Annotated in this window: 12 protein-coding genes and 1 tRNA gene; 8 read left to right on the forward strand and 5 right to left on the reverse strand. The window is 65.2% G+C overall.

Annotated features, from left to right (window positions below; translation table 11 throughout):
- Positions 1-45 precede the first annotated feature (45 nt).
- Positions 46-1,785, reverse strand: coding sequence for a pyruvate dehydrogenase (locus JZY06_RS10660; RefSeq protein WP_207279544.1), 1,740 nt, complete (start codon positions 1,783-1,785; stop codon positions 46-48).
- 397 nt (positions 1,786-2,182) lie between these two features.
- On the opposite strand from JZY06_RS10660, the gene JZY06_RS10665 reads away from it, so the two are divergent.
- Together JZY06_RS10665 and JZY06_RS10670 are read left to right on the forward strand one after the other, a co-directional pair.
- A complete protein-coding gene (locus JZY06_RS10665; protein ID WP_207279545.1) occupies positions 2,183-3,745 on the forward strand; it encodes an MFS transporter in 1,563 nt (520 codons plus the stop codon).
- Positions 3,745-4,293 (forward strand): TetR/AcrR family transcriptional regulator, encoded by a 549-nt coding sequence (locus JZY06_RS10670; protein ID WP_207279546.1) that lies wholly within the window; start codon positions 3,745-3,747, stop codon positions 4,291-4,293. Before JZY06_RS10665 ends, JZY06_RS10670 begins: the two co-directional genes overlap by 1 nt.
- Before the next feature lie 144 nt (positions 4,294-4,437).
- On the opposite strand, the gene JZY06_RS10675 is transcribed toward JZY06_RS10670, so the two are convergent.
- A tRNA-Thr gene (locus JZY06_RS10675) sits at positions 4,438-4,510 on the reverse strand.
- 512 nt (positions 4,511-5,022) lie between these two features.
- Between JZY06_RS10675 and thrE the strand changes: the two genes are divergently transcribed.
- The 6 genes from thrE (at position 5,023) to JZY06_RS10705 (ending at position 11,427) form a co-directional block, all read left to right on the forward strand.
- Positions 5,023-6,483, forward strand: a complete 1,461-nt coding sequence (thrE, locus tag JZY06_RS10680; RefSeq protein WP_242516982.1) for a threonine/serine exporter ThrE — start codon at positions 5,023-5,025, stop codon at positions 6,481-6,483.
- 174 nt (positions 6,484-6,657) lie between these two features.
- Entirely contained in the window at positions 6,658-7,083 is a 426-nt protein-coding gene (locus JZY06_RS10685) for a hypothetical protein (RefSeq protein WP_207279548.1), read from the forward strand.
- A gap of 36 nt (positions 7,084-7,119) precedes the next feature.
- Complete coding sequence (locus JZY06_RS10690) at positions 7,120-8,583, forward strand: alpha,alpha-trehalose-phosphate synthase (UDP-forming) (RefSeq protein WP_207279549.1); 1,464 nt, start codon at positions 7,120-7,122, stop codon at positions 8,581-8,583.
- Complete coding sequence (locus tag JZY06_RS10695; RefSeq protein ID WP_207279550.1) at positions 8,580-9,095, forward strand: hypothetical protein; 516 nt, start codon at positions 8,580-8,582, stop codon at positions 9,093-9,095. Before JZY06_RS10690 ends, JZY06_RS10695 begins: the two co-directional genes overlap by 4 nt.
- Positions 9,096-9,122: 27 nt before the next feature.
- Positions 9,123-9,875, forward strand: coding sequence for a trehalose-phosphatase (gene otsB, locus JZY06_RS10700; protein WP_207279551.1), 753 nt, complete (start codon positions 9,123-9,125; stop codon positions 9,873-9,875).
- A 202-nt stretch (positions 9,876-10,077) separates the two neighbouring features.
- Positions 10,078-11,427 carry an AAA family ATPase gene (locus tag JZY06_RS10705; RefSeq protein ID WP_207279552.1) on the forward strand — a complete coding sequence of 450 codons (1,350 nt, stop codon included), beginning with the start codon at positions 10,078-10,080 and terminating at the stop codon, positions 11,425-11,427.
- Between the two features lie 49 nt (positions 11,428-11,476).
- On the opposite strand, the gene JZY06_RS10710 is transcribed toward JZY06_RS10705, so the two are convergent.
- From JZY06_RS10710 to rlmB, 3 genes are all read right to left on the reverse strand, one after another.
- On the reverse strand, positions 11,477-12,589 hold the full coding sequence (locus JZY06_RS10710) for a LacI family DNA-binding transcriptional regulator (protein WP_207279553.1): 1,113 nt from the start codon (positions 12,587-12,589) through the stop codon (positions 11,477-11,479).
- 67 nt (positions 12,590-12,656) lie between these two features.
- A complete protein-coding gene (locus tag JZY06_RS10715; RefSeq protein WP_207279554.1) occupies positions 12,657-13,985 on the reverse strand; it encodes an alpha/beta hydrolase family protein in 1,329 nt (442 codons plus the stop codon).
- Between the two features lie 294 nt (positions 13,986-14,279).
- A complete protein-coding gene (gene rlmB / locus JZY06_RS10720) occupies positions 14,280-15,230 on the reverse strand; it encodes a 23S rRNA (guanosine(2251)-2'-O)-methyltransferase RlmB (protein ID WP_207279555.1) in 951 nt (316 codons plus the stop codon).
- Positions 15,231-15,515 lie beyond the last annotated feature (285 nt).

Here is a 15,515-nt window from a genome sequence, read left to right on the forward strand (position 1 = left end):
GGTGGCGGGCCGCCGAAAGCATCGGCGCCCCTATCGGCGTCTGCGCTACGGGCGGGGGATATTGCGCAGATTGGATTTGGCCAGGTCATACATTTTGCCGACGCCGCCTTCCAGCACCGTGCGGGCGGCGGCTTTGGTGAAGCCCTGAATCTGGCTGAAGGTGATATCCGGCGGAATCGACAGGGCATTGGGGTCGGTGACCATGTCCACCAGCACCGGGCCGGGTTCAGCCAGCGCCGCGGCAATGCCTTCCCGGAGTTTTTTCGGATCCCTTATTTCGATGGCTGTGATTCCCGCCGCCGCGGCAATATCGGCGTAGGAGACATGCTCGTGGTCGGTTTCCGATTCGGGGATGCCCTCAACCAGCATCTCCAGTTTCACCATGCCCAGCGAGCTGTTGTTGAACACGAACATTTTCACCGGCAGATCATGCAGTTTCACGGTCAGCAGCTCCCCGAGCAGCATCGACAGCCCGCCGTCACCGCACAAAGAAATCACCTGCCGGTCCGGGTGGGCCAGCTGGGCGCCGATGGCCTGCGGCAGGGCATTGGCCATGGTTCCGTGGCGGAAGGAACCGATCAGCTGCCGGTTGCCGGTGTCGTTGTTGATGTAGCGGGCCGACCAGACGTTGCACATGCCGGTATCGGCGGTAAAGATCGCATCGTGTGCGGCTTCCTCGTCGATGATGCGGGCCGCGTACTCGGGATGGATCGGGGTGTGGTGGTCGATGTTTTTCGTGTAGGCCTCGATGACGTGCCGCAGGTTTTTCTCGTGCGCCCGCAGCATCCTGTCCAGGAAACTGCGGTCGGTTTTCTCTTCCACGTGCGGCAGGATGGTGTCGATGGTGGCGGCCACATCACCGACCACCGGATATTTCACCTTGGTGCGCCGACCTATCGCCGCCCCGTCGATATCGACCTGGGCGACATTGTTGTCGGGCAGGAAATTGTTGTACGGGAAATCGGTGCCCAGCATGATCAGCAGGTCGGCGTCATTGCAGGCATCAAAGCAGGCGCCGTAGCCCAACAGCCCCGACATGCCGACATCGAAGGGGTTGTCGTGCTGGATGAACATTTTCCCGCCCAGGGCGTGGCCGACGGGCGCTTTGATTTTCTCTGCCAGCGCCAGCACCTGTTCCCGGGCGTCTTTGCAGCCCACACCACAAAACAGGGCCACCGAAGAAGCATTGTTGATCGCTTCCACCAGCCGGGCGGCATCCCTGTCATGGGGGTAGACAACCGGCCGGTTCACCGCGATCCGCGATTCGAGATAGTGGTTGTTGGACGCATCCTGGGTGGAAACATCACCCGGGATGACCAGCACTGACACGCCTTGTCCGGCCATCGTCGACTGGATGGCGTGGTGCAGGATCACCGCCCCCTGTTCGGCGGAATTGGCCAGCTCACAGTAGCCGGAGCATTCCTTGAACACATGGGTGGGATGGGTTTCCTGGAAAAAGTTCGAGCCAATCTGCACGCTCGGGATGTGGGAGGCGATCGCCAGCACCTTCGCCCGGTTGCGGTGCGCGTCGTAGAGCCCCTGGATCAGGTGCAGGTTCCCCGGGCCGCAGGAACCGGCGCACACCGCCAACTCCCCGGTGGCCAGGGAGTCGGCTTCCGCGGCGAAAGCGGCGGCCTCTTCATTGCGCACATGCACCCACTGAATGGATGAATCAGACACAGCATCAACGATCGGGTTGAGACTGTCGCCGGTCAGCCCGTAGATGCGTGTGACCCCCTGGGCTTCCAGTGCTTTGACGATCTGGTGGGCGAAATTGTCGGCCACGGTCACTCTCCTTGACAGATAAACGGTTGCCGTTTTTTAGGTGGTGTTTTCTTTCCCGTCCCAGTCAAACAAATTCCCCGTCACCGTGCCGTCCGGACGGGCGCACCCACCGGACACAGATTGCCGCAGGTTGTCTTTCACCGGCATCCAACCTGGATAAACACTGCCTTGCGTGTGATGTGCCAGACAACGAAAAAGCCGGTGGACAATCAGTCACCGTCAACTCCACACCGCATCCGGCATACGGCACCCAGTCGCCCGGCAGGCCGTTGACCCGCCACACACCCGCCAACCCCACCCCCGGTAACTTTACCGTCCACCCGGTTTGTTTTTATACCGTCCAGCCGTTACAGTAACGGTTTCCCGCACGGACGACGACACGAAAGAGCTGACAGCAATGGCTTCCACGGCTTTCCACCGGACCACCCGGGAATACCGCACCCGCTGGCTATTTCTGGCCGTGCTGTCGGCGGCACTGTTTCTGATCGGTTTGAACAATTCGGTGCTGCTGACCGCCCTGCCCACCATCCGGGCCACCCTGCCGGCCACCGGCGGCCAGTCACTGTGGATCATCAACAGCTATTCACTGGTGCTGGCCGGCATGCTCATCGGCGCCGGTTCCCTGGGTGACCGCATCGGCCACCGCCGCCTGTTCGCCCTCGGGCTGGCGGTTTTTGCCGTCGGCTGCACCATCTCGACGGTGGCCCCCGGCCCGGCGGTTCTCATCACCGGCCGGGCCGTGCTGGGACTGGGTGCCGCCTGTTTGATGCCCGCCACACTGGCCCTGCTGAAAGTCACCTTCACCGACCACCGGGAGCTAAGCCGCGCGGTCGGCATCTGGAATGCGGTGTTTCTGGCTTCTGTGGCACTCGGCCCGATCATCGGCGGCGCCCTGCTCGAATATCTCGACTGGCATCTGCTGTTTGCCGCGCAGCTTCCGCTGATCGCCCTGGTGGCACTGGCACTGAAAGCGGTGGGCCCGGCCAACGTGGCGCAACCGGGACGCCGCTTCAGTGTGGTCAACTCGGTGCTGCTGATGGTGGCCGTCGGTTCCCTGGTGCTGGCGTTCGAAGCTGTCGCCCACACCACCACCGGCGCCGGTGGCACTTCCCCGACCGCGGCCTGGATGACGGCTGCCGGGGCCGTGGCAGCCACCGCCGGTGCCGTCATGCTGTTGAAGCGCAGGCAACGCCATCCGGCCACCCGGATCGCCGATCCGGCGGCGCTGCGCCACCCGGTGCTGCTGGCGGGATTGGCGACCGCCCTGTTGACCATGATCATTCCCGGCGGCCTGGAATTTGTCACCACCCAGCGTTTTCAGCTGGTCGGCGGTTTCACCGCCCTTCAGGCCGGGCTGGTCACCACCGCGGTAGCGGTCTCGGCGATCCCCGGCACCCTCATCGGCGGACAGGTCATGCCCCGCTTCGGGGTGCGGGCGGTGGTCACCGCCGGGTTGACGGTCACCACAGCCGGAATCGTTGTCTCCGCGACGGCGTTCAGCGACGGTGACGTGCACATGACGGCTTTCGTTACGGGCCTGATGATTGCGGGTCTTGGGCTGGGCACCGCCCAGGCTTCATCGAACGCGGCGGTGATCACCACCGTTCCGAAACACTCGGCCGGGACTGTCGGATCGCTGGAGGAAGTGGCCTACGAGGTCGGTTTCCTGCTGGCGATCACCACCTTCGGCACCTTGATGGAGGTCGGCTACCGGCTCGGTGCACCCGACGGCCACGCCACCGATGTGATCGGGGCACTCAACCACGCCGATGGTGCCGTATCCCAGGCCGCCGGCCACGCCTACGATGCCGCGGCACAGTGGGTTTTGTTCATCGCCGCCGCCACCGCAGCGGTGCTGGCAGTGGTTTTGAACCGGCTGTTTCCGCCGTTGCGTGCAACAATGGCACCAAACCGAACCAAGCCAACCGGCAGCAACCGGACAACCGAACGTGATAGCTGATGCGCCCCAGTAAAAAAGACCAGATCATCGCCGCCGCCATTGACATCATCACCGAGGGGGGAATGGCGGCGGTGACCATGGATGCGGTGGCCGCCAAAGCAGGGGTCTCCAAAGGCGGGCTGCTCTACCACTTCCCCACCATGGTGGCGCTGCATGAGGGGATACACGAAAAACTCGCCGCCGACTGGGAACAGGAGATGGAGCACCTTGCCGGGGGCACAGCAGATGAAGTCGACCGGGACACCAGAACCGAAGCATTCATCCGGTCGATGGCCGAAAAATCAACCCCCGCGGAACTGATTGTGACCGTCCACGCCATCACCACCCCGAATATGTCGGCATCCTGGGATGCGGTGGAAGCCCGCTGGTCCCCGCCGCCGCCGGATGATGACGGCCGGGGCAGCAACGCCTTCGCCGCACGACTGGCCGCCGACGGGCTGTGGATCCACAACGCCAACACCCCGACCACCCCGGCGGAAAAAGCCCGCCGCCGCCACCTCATCGACCACCTGGTGGAATGGGCCCGCACCCCCGACGAACAGGTGTGATGACCGGACCGGTCAGCGCGGCGGGATGAATTTCCCGCCGCGGGCACATCCGTGGCGGGCCGATGGCCGCCCATCACCCCGTTGTCCCGGCCCCGCCCAAAAAAATGCCCCCCACCTGGAATTCCAGGTGGGGGGTCTATTGTGAGCTGGAGATGAGACTCGAACTCACAACCACCTGTTTACAAGACAGGTGCGCTACCGATTGCGCCACTCCAGCACCCATGCCACTTCGCACCGCCATTTCAAGCGGACCACGACGTAGGGGCCGGTTACAGTTATCCGGACCGGTTCCCCGCGCGGCGGGCACGTATCAAAGGATGCTACAACACTTGTCCGTCAAACACGAAAACCACAGACCAGGGGCCAAAACCGCGGGAAACAAAGACACCGCCGCCCACCGTTGCCACCACCCGGGGTTGCCCCGGGTTTTTACTGTCCAGGCTCCGCCGGCAGCCGGCCCACCGCCCTCACGGCACGATCGCCGGGGCTGTGCGCTGGGAGGATCACCGGGAGTGTTTTTCCACCTGGGCACCCTGCCGGTGAAGCGGTACTATGTGGCCGGCGGCCGGGGACACCGGCCGGACGATTGTTCCTGGGGTGACCGGCGGTAATCCGCCAAGTGCACCACAGGCCCGGTTGTGCGCCCCTGATGCCGCCTCCCGCCGAATCCAACCAGTTTCATCTTTCCCGGAGGTCCCCGTGCGCCGTCTATCCGGTGCTGCGGCACAGTTGACGCAGTTGCTGTCCCGCCGCGGCCGCCTGTCGACCATTGATGCGGCAACAGCAGCCCCGCCGCCCTCCCCGCTGGCCCCGGTGGATTTGACCGATCCCCGCCAGGTGTCGGGCATTATGGACCTGGCTGCCCGCATCGGCGATATTCTGCTGTCCGCCGGAACCGGCAACACCGACGCCAAGGCACAAATCCACACCGTGGCCTCCGCCTATGGCCTGCACTACTGCCATGTTGACATCACGTTCAACACCATCACCGTGTTCACCCACGTCGGTGATTTCCGGGACCATCCGATCAGTATTTTCCGGGTGGTGGGCAAACTGTCGCTGGATTTTTCCAAGCTGCAGGAAGTCGACAAGCTGATCCGGTCGATCCGCATGGGGCAAACCACCCCCTCCCAGGCGGAAGCCCGGCTGGATACGATCATGGCCGCCCCGCCGCCCTACGGGTATCTGACATCGCTGGCCGGTTGGGCCGTGATGACCGGTGCCGTTGCCGTGCTGCTGGGCGGCAACCTGGTGGTGACGGTGATCTCCACGCTGTCGGCGGTGGTGATCATGCACGGGTTCACCATTCTCGGCAAACAGGGGCTGCCGGACTTTTTCAAAAACATTTTCGGCGGTGTGGTGGCCACCGTGCCCGCTGCCCTGACCTACCAGTGGGCGTTGATCAACGACTATGAGATCACCCCCAGCCAGATTGTGGCTTCCGGCATTGTGGCCATGCTGGCCGGCCTGACTCTGGTGCAGTCGCTGCAGGACGGAATCACCGGCGCGCCGGTGACCGCTTCAGCACGGTTTTTCGACACGATTTTGCTCACCGGCGGCATTATTGCCGGGGTCGGTCTGGGTATTCAGCTGGCCGGGGCACTGGATATATCACTGCCGCCGTTGGAAACCGCGGCCGCAGGCCCGGTGGCATCCCCCGGGGTGAAGGTGATCTCCGGGGCGATAGCTTCGGCCGGTTTCGCTGTGGCCCTCTACGCGGACTGGTCATCGGTGCTGGTGGCCGGTTTAACGGCAGCGGCGGGAAGCGGCTTCTACTATTTCGTGTGCCTGCCGATGGATGTCGGCCCGGTCGCCGGGCTGGGGGCCGCGGCGACAATCATCGGCCTGGCCGGTGGTTTGCTGGCCCGCAGGTTTTTGATTCCCCCGCTGATTACCGCCGTCGCCGGAATCACGCCGCTGCTGCCCGGGCTGGCGATCTACCGGGGCATGTATGCGGTACTGCACGATCAGATGCTGCTCGGTTTCGCCAACCTGGCGCTGGCCCTGGCCATCGGATCCGCGCTGGCCGCCGGGGTGGTGCTGGGGGAATGGATCGCCCGGAAAATCCGCCGCCCCCGCCCCGCCGACTGGTACCGCCATCTGGTCCACGGCCGCAGAAGCCTGTTCACCGATTCCAACCGCCGCACCGATATCGCCGGGCGCACCGACTACCACCACGGCAGCTACTGACAATCCCCGGCAGCCCGCCGGGTATGCAGCGACCGCGCCTGAAACCGGTAAGGTAGAGTGGTTGCACTGCCGGCACATCATAGGGTGCCCGCCGCCCGCCGCTCCCGGCGGGAAAGCCCGGAGGAGAAATCCCCGGCACCGATTCGTTTTCCAGCCACCATCCCAGGAGGATTCGTGCCACCGAAGGTCACAGAAACCCGCACCCCCAACGCAGAGTCCCTCCACTCGATCAACTCGGATACCGCGGCCGCCGCCCGCCGGGTGGTCGCCACCTATGCCGAGGACTTCTTCGATGCCGCCACGCTGATGAGCATGCTGGGAGTCGCCCCGGAAGAGCTGGACTACAAAAAGCTCGCCACCGAGCATGCGGAAGCCCAGGCTGCCGCGGAAAAATCAAAGCGGGGACGCAAGGCGACGAAGAAAGCCGCCGCCAAGAAGGCCACCAAGAAGACGACCAAAAAGTCCACGGCGAAGAAAACAACGAAGAAAACAGCCGCGAAAAAGACCACCAAAAAAGCGGCGAAGAAAACCACCAAGAAAACCACGGCGAAGAAAACAACGAAAAAGACCGCCGCGAAAAAGACCACCAAGAAGTCGTAGCACCCCTCCCCCGACACCGACTGTTACCCGATCCCCGTGGCATCCAGGCTTTCTCACCCGCACCCGGCAGATTTCGTTGTCACCGCCAACCGGCTGCCCGTGGACATCACCCGGACAGCCGACGGCGGCATCACCGCCAGCCCCAGTCCCGGTGGGCTGGTGACCGCGCTGCGCCCGGTGCTGAAAACCCATCACGGCCACTGGGTCGGCTGGAACGGCCAGATCGCCGGCGACCCGCAGGACCCGCCCGTTGCGCTGGGCCCCTGTGACGGGCTGTCGGTGGTGCAGGTCCAGCTCGACGAGGACGACTACCGCCTGTTTTACGAGGGCATGTCCAATGCCACCTTGTGGCCGCTCTACCACGACCGGATCGTCGAACCGGTCTACAACCCGCAGTGGTTTTCCCGCTACCGGAAGGTCAACCGGCGCTACGCGCACCACACCGCGGCCGTGGCCGCCCCCGGCGCCACCGTGTGGGTGCAGGACTACCAGCTGCAGCTGGTGCCGGGAATGCTCAAAAAACTCCGGCCGGATATCCGCTGCGGTTTTTTCTGCCACATCCCTTTCCCGTCCCCGGATTTGTTCAGCCAGCTTCCGTGGCGGGAAGAAATACTGTCCGGCCTGCTGCAGGCCGACCTGATCGGTTTCCATCTGGTGGACTGCGCGAAAAACTTCCTGGCCACCGTGCAACGGACCTTCCCGGCCGCACGGGTTGCCGGAACACCCTCCTGTTTTGCCGCCACCGCCTCGGTGACGGGCACGGACGGCCACACCAGCGCGGTGGGCGCATTCCCGATTTCCATCGACACCGCCACAGTGGTGGAGCAGGCTGCCGCCACCGACCCGGAGAGCCTGCGCCGCCAGTTGGGCGATCCGCGGCTGGTGATCACGGGCGTGGACCGGATGGACTACACCAAAGGCATCCTGCAGCGGCTGCAGGCCTTCGAGCAGCTGCTCGACAGCGCGGAACTCGACCCCGAACACACCGTGTTCGTGCAGGTTGCCACCCCTTCCCGGGAGCGGCTGGAACACTACCGGGCCACCCGGCGGGAAGTGGAGCAGGCAGTCGGCCGGATCAACGGGCGTTTCGGCACCATCGGCCATCCGGTGGTGCACTATCTGCACGGCACCCTGCCCGCCGAGAAGCTCTACCAGCTGTACCGGGCCACCGACGTGATGGTGGTCAATGCTTTCAAAGACGGCATGAACCTGGTGGCCAAGGAATTTGTGGCCTGCCACACCGACGGCAGCGGGGCGCTGGTGCTCAGTGAGTTCACCGGTGCCGCCCGGGAACTCACCCAGGCCCATCTGATCAACCCCCATGCCCCGGAAGACCTGCCCCGGGCCATGGCCGCGGCCGCCGCCGAGATGACCGCTCACCCGGATGCCGCGGCAGCCCGCATGCACGCCATGGCCGAGACCGTCCGGAACTGCGACGTGACGTGGTGGGCACAAAAATTTTTGTCCTGTCTTTTATCCCCGAAAGGCACGAGCCTGTGAAAAACCAGCAATTTTTCCGCCGGGCGACGGCCGTGGCCGCAGCTGCGGCAGGCCTGGTGGCAGCCGCCGGCTGCGGCGGGGGCCAGGCGGCCCTGCCGGTGACAGACACCACCTGGCAGATCACCGGCGTCTACACCGAGCTGGACAATCCCCCGCAGCTTCCCGACGACACCGCCGGGAAAGCACTGCTGGTCTTCGACGGGCAGGGCATGGTCGGCAACACCGGCTGCGGGCAGTTCCGGGCCGCCACAACACTGCGCAAGGATACCTCCGCCGACCAGCCCCAACGGTTTGTCGTGTCGGTCACCGACCCGGTGTTTCAGCCGGTCGACTGTACGGGGGCGGCACGTTTTTTCCATGACCGGATCGCCGGGTTTTTCTCTTCCGGGCAGTATCTGCTCACCCGTGACGGCAGCAGGGCGCTGCTGCTCACACCGGCGCCCGGACCGGATGCCCAGCCGGAAGACGCTCTCACCCGCAACGCCCTGCGGTTGGTCGCCCCGGGCGGATAGGGGCCGCGGGCGACTAGACTCACCCACATGGTGTCCCTCCCGCAGCAGTTGGCCGAATGCGGCCGCCTTTTGGTCGTCAGTGATTTCGACGGCACCATCGCCCCGTTGACCGGCAACACCTTTTCCCCGCAACCGAACATGCTGTCGGTGGCCGCCCTGGAAAAACTCGCCCGGCTGGCCGGTACCACCGTCGCCGTGCTCAGCGGGCGGGATCTGGCCACCCTGTCCACCGTCACTGATTTTTCCCCGGCGATTGTCCTGGCGGGAAGCCACGGCGCGGAAACCACCAGCATCGACAGTCCGGTCACCGCGGAGCAGCGAGATCGTGTGCACCGGGCCGCCGAAGCCCTGGAGCACCTGGCCGCGGGGGTTGCGGGATGTTTCGTGGAACGCAAACCCTTCCAGGCGTGTCTGCACGTTCGGAAAGTCACCGACACCGCTGTGGCACAGACGCTGATGTCCCGGGCAGTCGACACCGGTGCCGCCATGGACGGCATCCACACCACTGTCGGCAGCTGCATTGTGGAGCTGTCGGCAAGCAGCATCACCAAAGGTGACTGGATCACCCGGCAGCGCACGGCCACCGGCGCCGACCGGGTGGTGTTCCTCGGCGACGACACCACCGACGAAGCCGGTTTCGCTGTCCTCACCGAAACTGATCTGGGGGTGAAAGTCGGCCCCGGAGCAACGGCCGCCACAGCGCGGGTCGCCGATGTCGACGAAGTCGGGGTGTTTCTTACCCTGCTGGCCGACCGGCGTGCGGCACACACAGCATTGTGACCGTGGCTGCAATCGGCCCGGGTGGTTGACGGGGCGTTTTTTCACCCCCGTCAGTGCCGGATGCTCCACAGCCGGGGGCACCCGGGTCCGGGGCGGATTGTCCCGGTGACGGGGAAAACAACCGCAGGTAAACACTGCTGCCCCACCGGATGGCCGCCGCTACCGGCGTGTGGTTGTCGCCCGGGCCTTTATACTGGTGGGCGTGCTGGTGAAGTTCTCCGTGTCCAATTACCGCTCGGTCGTTGCCGAAGCGGCACTCGACATGCGCCATCCCGAATTCACGGCCCCCTGGCCCGCCGACCGGAGATGGTCCTCGGTCATCTACGGGGCGGGAACGGTCAGCGGGGAAACGATGGCCGGGAAAACCGATATTTTCTCCTGCCTGGCGGGGCTGTCGGCGGCGGTGGCCGGGTCAGCCGACGACCCGGCACTGACCAAAAAGCTGTTTCACCCGCACCCCTACCATGTCGACGAGCCGACGACGATGCGGATTTTCTGGGTCAGTGACGGCTACCGCTACGACTTCCAGCTCACCCTCTCCCGGGAGGGGGTGCGCAAAGAATCGCTGCGCGTGCGCGACGAGGACCGGTGGCTGCCGCTGTACACCCGCACCGCGGACAAAATGTTTTTCCACACCGATTCCGGTGTCAATTTCGCGGCGACCCGCATCATCACGGAGATGCTCACCCCGTGGACCCTGGCGGTCTCGGCCTGGCGCGCCCACGACCGCGGCACCAGTTTCGATACGGCCCTGTCCTGGCTGGCCGACGCCATCGTCCGGGTCCCCACCCCCTTCCATCGTGAGCGCGGCCGGCAAAACCGCGAATGGTCGGTTCTGCTCGACAGCATGGTGACAAACCCCGGATCACTGTCATCACTGCCGACGGTGCTGAAATCGTTGGATCCGACAGTGGAATCGGTGACCATCGACGAGCATCTGGCCTCCCCGGCGCTGCGGCGCCCGGCCCGCTTCATCGATGACTGCCTGGCCGGCCGGGTGACCACCGACATCAACCCGGGCAGCATCAGCCATGCCGATCTGCAGGATCTGATCAAAAAAATGCGGGTCGCCCACATCAACGCCCCCGACCTGGTCATCGGCAGCGCCACCGACACCGGCAACATCTGTTCCTGGCTGTTTATCACCGCCGCGGTGGCTGCCGCCCGGCTGCTGGGCGGGGGGCTGGTGCTGTGTGATTTCTCCGACGCGGAGCTTCCCCCGGAGCTAATGTCGTCACTGATTTTCACCGCCAGATGTCAGGTGGACGGGCTGGAACCGGCGCAGATCATCGTCGCCTCCACGCAGCCGACGGTCCCGTCGGTGATAGCCCGGGCGCTGCCGGGGGCCGCCGGACACTGGATGGTGGAACCGTCCACCGGCGGCGGACTGTCGATAAGCCACCGGCCGGACCAACCGGCGGCACCCCAGCTCCAGCCCAGGGCGGGGGGCAGGCTTTTGAACCACACGCTGGCAACCCTGAAAACCCCGGGCATGCCAGGGTCAGCCAATCCCTTCCGCAGCGACGGCAATCCGTGGGGCGGGGTGTTTTAAACCACCGGCCCCCGCCCCGCCGGTGGCACCGCTACCGGGTCTTTGTGTCCTAGCGCAGCCGCCCCGGCCGTGGGGCGGCCACCGTTGATCCCGGCCGGAACACGGTCGGCAGAATGGTTTTTTCCGCTTTGACCGCCCCGCCGGGCGGCGGGGACAGAAGGGTCATCAATACCTCACCGGTGGCGCGGCCTTTGTCTTTGGTCGGCTGGATCACCGTGGTCACATCCCGGTGCAGGGCGGTGATAATGCCGTCGAAACCGGTCACCGACAAATCCTCGGGCACGCGGATGCCGTGGGCCTGCGCATAGTCGATCACCCCCAGGGCCATCGAGTCGGTGGTGCACAGTACCGCGGTGATCCGCGGATGGTTGTGCAGCATTTCCGCGGCCGCATCCCGGCAGTTGGCGGCGTCGTTGATGTGCCGTTCGATCACCGGCACAGTCCCCGGGTCGATTCCCGCCCGGGCAAATACCTCCAGGGCACCGGTGACCCGTGAGCGCTGCACATGGTGACCGGCGCCCGCCAGACGCTGCGGGCTGACCGGGCCGTCGTTTTTCTGCCGGTCCAAACGGATGGTCAAAATCCCGATACTGGTGTGCCCGGCCTCCAAAAGCGCCCGGGCGGCCGGGGCGATGGCCAACCGGTCATCGATACCGACAAAAGCCGCCTGCGGATCATCGGCCGGCTGGTCACAGATGACCACCGGTGTGTCATGGGAGCGCACCGCCGCCAGATAGGGATCATCGGCGGCCACCGAATACACCACGAACCCGTCGACCGCGCAGGAGTTGACCAGGCGTGCCGCGGCGGCTTTTTCCACACTGGGATCCGGGCCGACGGGAAGCAGCAGCATGGGGGTTTTCGGCCCGGCCAGGGCTTCCGCCATCCCGGCCAGGAAACTCACCGACGCCAGGTCCTCGAAGGCGTAGGTCAGATGTTCGGTCAACAGCACCCCCACCGCACCGGTGCGGCGGGTTTTCAGACTTCTGGCGGTGGGATGCGGGCCGGGGTAGCCGTGGTCGGCGGCGGTGGCGAAAATCAGGTCCCGCAGCGGTTTCGACAGCCGGTCGGGATGGTTGTAGGCGTTGGACACCGTGGTTTTCGACACCCCCAGTTCCGCCGCGATACTGCCCAGGGTTGCACCCGTTTTCTTTCCCGCCATACAGCAGAAACTACCACCCCGGTCCGTCACCCGACGGACCCGGCGGCGGCCAGCGTTGCTCTTTCCCCTACAGCGACCCGGTGGACAAAGCCACCGACCCCTGGACCGACAGGGTGGTCAGCAAAAAGGTGTCCGAACTCGCCCAACTCGACAGGTTGGTGCCGTAAAACACCGATGTCGGACTCGATACCGTCGCCGATGACAGCGCCCACAGGGCATTGACCCCGGACGACAACCCGCCCGGAGCCGACGACAGGGCCTGCGCCAGCGCCGGGACACCGCCGTCGACGAAAGCATTGGCCAGGCTCATCAGGGTCACAGCTGTGGTACCGCCCACCACCCCATAGGTGGTGGCGGGAACTGTCCGCCCACCGTCGGGCAGTGCCCCGCCCACCAGGCGCAGCCGCTGGTCGGCGGCATGCACCCCGTCAGCCAGAGCCTGGTTGAACAGGGCTGTGATCCACAGCCGGTTGATTTCGCCGGGGGTGGCCGCCACCATCATCCGCCAGGTCAGCGGGGTGACGGCGGCGGCATTGGTTTTCTGCCGTTTGCGCTGCCGGGAGGCTTCGGTCATGCGGTTGATGCGCTCGACAACATAGTCCTCGTTGGCCAGCCGGTCAGCGTCACGTTCCCGGATGAAATAGCTCAGATGCGGTGTCGCGCCGCCGAGGGACACCTGGTCGATAAACGACCGGGTGTTGTCACAGACCGGGTCACCGAATTCGCAGTATTCGACCACATCGGGCGACAGCCGCAGCGATGTGGAGGCAAACAGCGGGCCGGTGCGAAACAGCATGCCCTTCCCACCGGTCGGGGTCCCCACCAGTGCCGGGTCGAAAGGATCCAGCCACGGATCCCCGATATAGACACTGCCTGTCAGCCTGCCCGACAGCGCCAGGATCCGTTCGGCCATTTCCATGGCCATCGCACCCTGCGAGTAGCCGACGACAATGTAGTCGGGACGGCAGCCGGTGGCGTCCTCGTAGCTGACGGCTTCCCGTATCGCCCCCAGGGCGCCTTCCACAGCCGAGCGCCGCACGCCCGCCTGATAGGGTTCGGTCCAAAAAGGGTTGGCCGAATACTGGTCGTAGGCCAGCGGATGCACCCGGATATCGGTGGTGTCGATCCGCTCCAGCAGCGGCCGGAGGGTCTCGCCCTCCCAACCGTTGACTTCCGTCCCGTTGGCAAGCCGTGCAGGCTCCAGACGCAGCTGACCGGATCCGCGGGCCAGAAGCATCACCGCGGCCGGGCATTCGTTCACCGTCCCCGCAGCAGGCGGCAGCAGCGGGGCCTCAACCGGAACCGGGGCCGACACGGCCGGCGGGGCTTCATCGGCGGCCGCAACCGCGGGAGACAACAAACTGGCCGCTGTTGCAGCCGATACCGTGGCGGCCATCAGCCGCCGGAGAAAACCTTTGACCCTCATTGCCCACAACCCCACGTTGTTGTCGTCCGCGTGCCGACGGCCCACCGCCGACACCGCTTTTCTACCAGAAACCGGGGAGCAGCAGAGGAAAGCAGATCTTGTTTCCCCCGGCCCCGCCGGTGGGTGACTGTCACGCTACACCGCCCACAAAAACGTTGTCTACTTGGGGTTTTTGTGAAAGATTAACGATCAGGCCGTGCGCAATAGGCTGACCTGGTTGCCCGGCACGGGGCCAGGCGGGACAGGGCCGGGAAAGGTGGGCCGCTAGCCGCGGGTGACGGCGCGGCGCTGCCGGGCGAACTCCCCCAGCACCACACCGGCCGCCACGGAGGCGTTGAGGGATTCCACCCAGTCGGTCATCGGCACCGACACCAGCTGGTCGCAGTTTTCACTGACCAGACGGGAGATCCCCTTGCCCTCGCTGCCGACAACCACCACCGTCGGGCCGGTGCCGTCGTAGGTGTCCAGGGTGTGCTCACCGCCGGCGGCCAAACCGACGACCTGGTAGCCGGCTTTCTGGAATTTCTTCACTGTTCTGGTCATATTGACCGCGCGGGCAACCGGCAGACGGGCGGCCGTACCGGCCGATGTCCGCCAGGCCACCGCCGTCACCGAAGCACTGCGGCGCTCGGGGATGACCACCCCGTGGCCGCCGAAAGCCGCCACGGAACGGATGACCGCCCCCAGGTTGCGGGGATCTGTGATGTTGTCCAGGCACACCACCAGGCCCGGTTCCCCGGTGTTTTTGATCTGGTCGATCAGCTCGTCGACATCGGCGTAGGTGTACGGCGGGATTTTGATGCCGATGCCCTGGTGCATGCTGTTGCCGGTGAGATGGTCCATCTCATGTTTCTGCACCTCCAGGATCGCGATCCCGCGGTGCCGGGCAAGCTGCACCGACTGGGTGAGCCGGTCGTCGGAGGAAGTGCCGGCCACCACCACCAGCTGTTCGGCCGGGACTTTCGCTTTCAGGCATTCCAGCACCGGGTTACGCCCGACCACCAGCTCGGAAGAATCGGATTTGTCGTGACGGCCCTGTTGTCTGCGTTCCCGCTCAATTTTGCGTTTGTGCGCCGCATGGTAGACCCGGTCCTCGGCTTTCGGCGTGGGGCCTTTGCCCCGCAGGCCGCGGCGCACCTGCCCACCGCTTCCTTTCTGGGAGCCCTTCTTGTTGGTTTTGCGCATGGCGCCCTGGCGTTTCGAGTTTCCGGCCATAACCGTCGAAGACCTCCGTGTAAAAAACCACGGCCGGATGACAAGCCACCCGGCGGTGGGAAAAGTGTGAAAAGAACATGCGGGAACCCCGCGGGAAAAAGCCCCGCCCCGGTCAGCGGGACGGTCCATGGCGGGCGGTTGTACCCGGCAGAGGTGAAGATTACACCAATGACGGGCATATCCCGTCTTTTCCCCACCCGCGGCGCATGTGTTGCACAACCGGGAAAAACACCCCCGCAGGACCGGCACTGGCGCCTGTCCCCCGCGGGCACCGGGCGGTGGGGG

Origin of the sequence: Corynebacterium mendelii (assembly GCF_017307055.1) — a bacterium.
In the GTDB taxonomy this organism is placed as follows: domain Bacteria; phylum Actinomycetota; class Actinomycetes; order Mycobacteriales; family Mycobacteriaceae; genus Corynebacterium; species Corynebacterium mendelii.

Coding starts and splice junctions, on each gene's coding strand:
- JZY06_RS10665 (WP_207279545.1), top strand. CDS start 2,183: ATGGCTTCCACGGCTTTCCACCGGACCACCCGGGAATACCGCACCCGC.
- JZY06_RS10670 (WP_207279546.1), top strand. CDS start 3,745: ATGCGCCCCAGTAAAAAAGACCAGATCATCGCCGCCGCCATTGACATC.
- otsB (WP_207279551.1), top strand. CDS start 9,123: ATGGTGTCCCTCCCGCAGCAGTTGGCCGAATGCGGCCGCCTTTTGGTC.
- JZY06_RS10710 (WP_207279553.1), bottom strand. CDS start 12,589: ATGGCGGGAAAGAAAACGGGTGCAACCCTGGGCAGTATCGCGGCGGAA.
- JZY06_RS10715 (WP_207279554.1), bottom strand. CDS start 13,985: ATGGCCGCCACGGTATCGGCTGCAACAGCGGCCAGTTTGTTGTCTCCC.
- rlmB (WP_207279555.1), bottom strand. CDS start 15,230: ATGGCCGGAAACTCGAAACGCCAGGGCGCCATGCGCAAAACCAACAAG.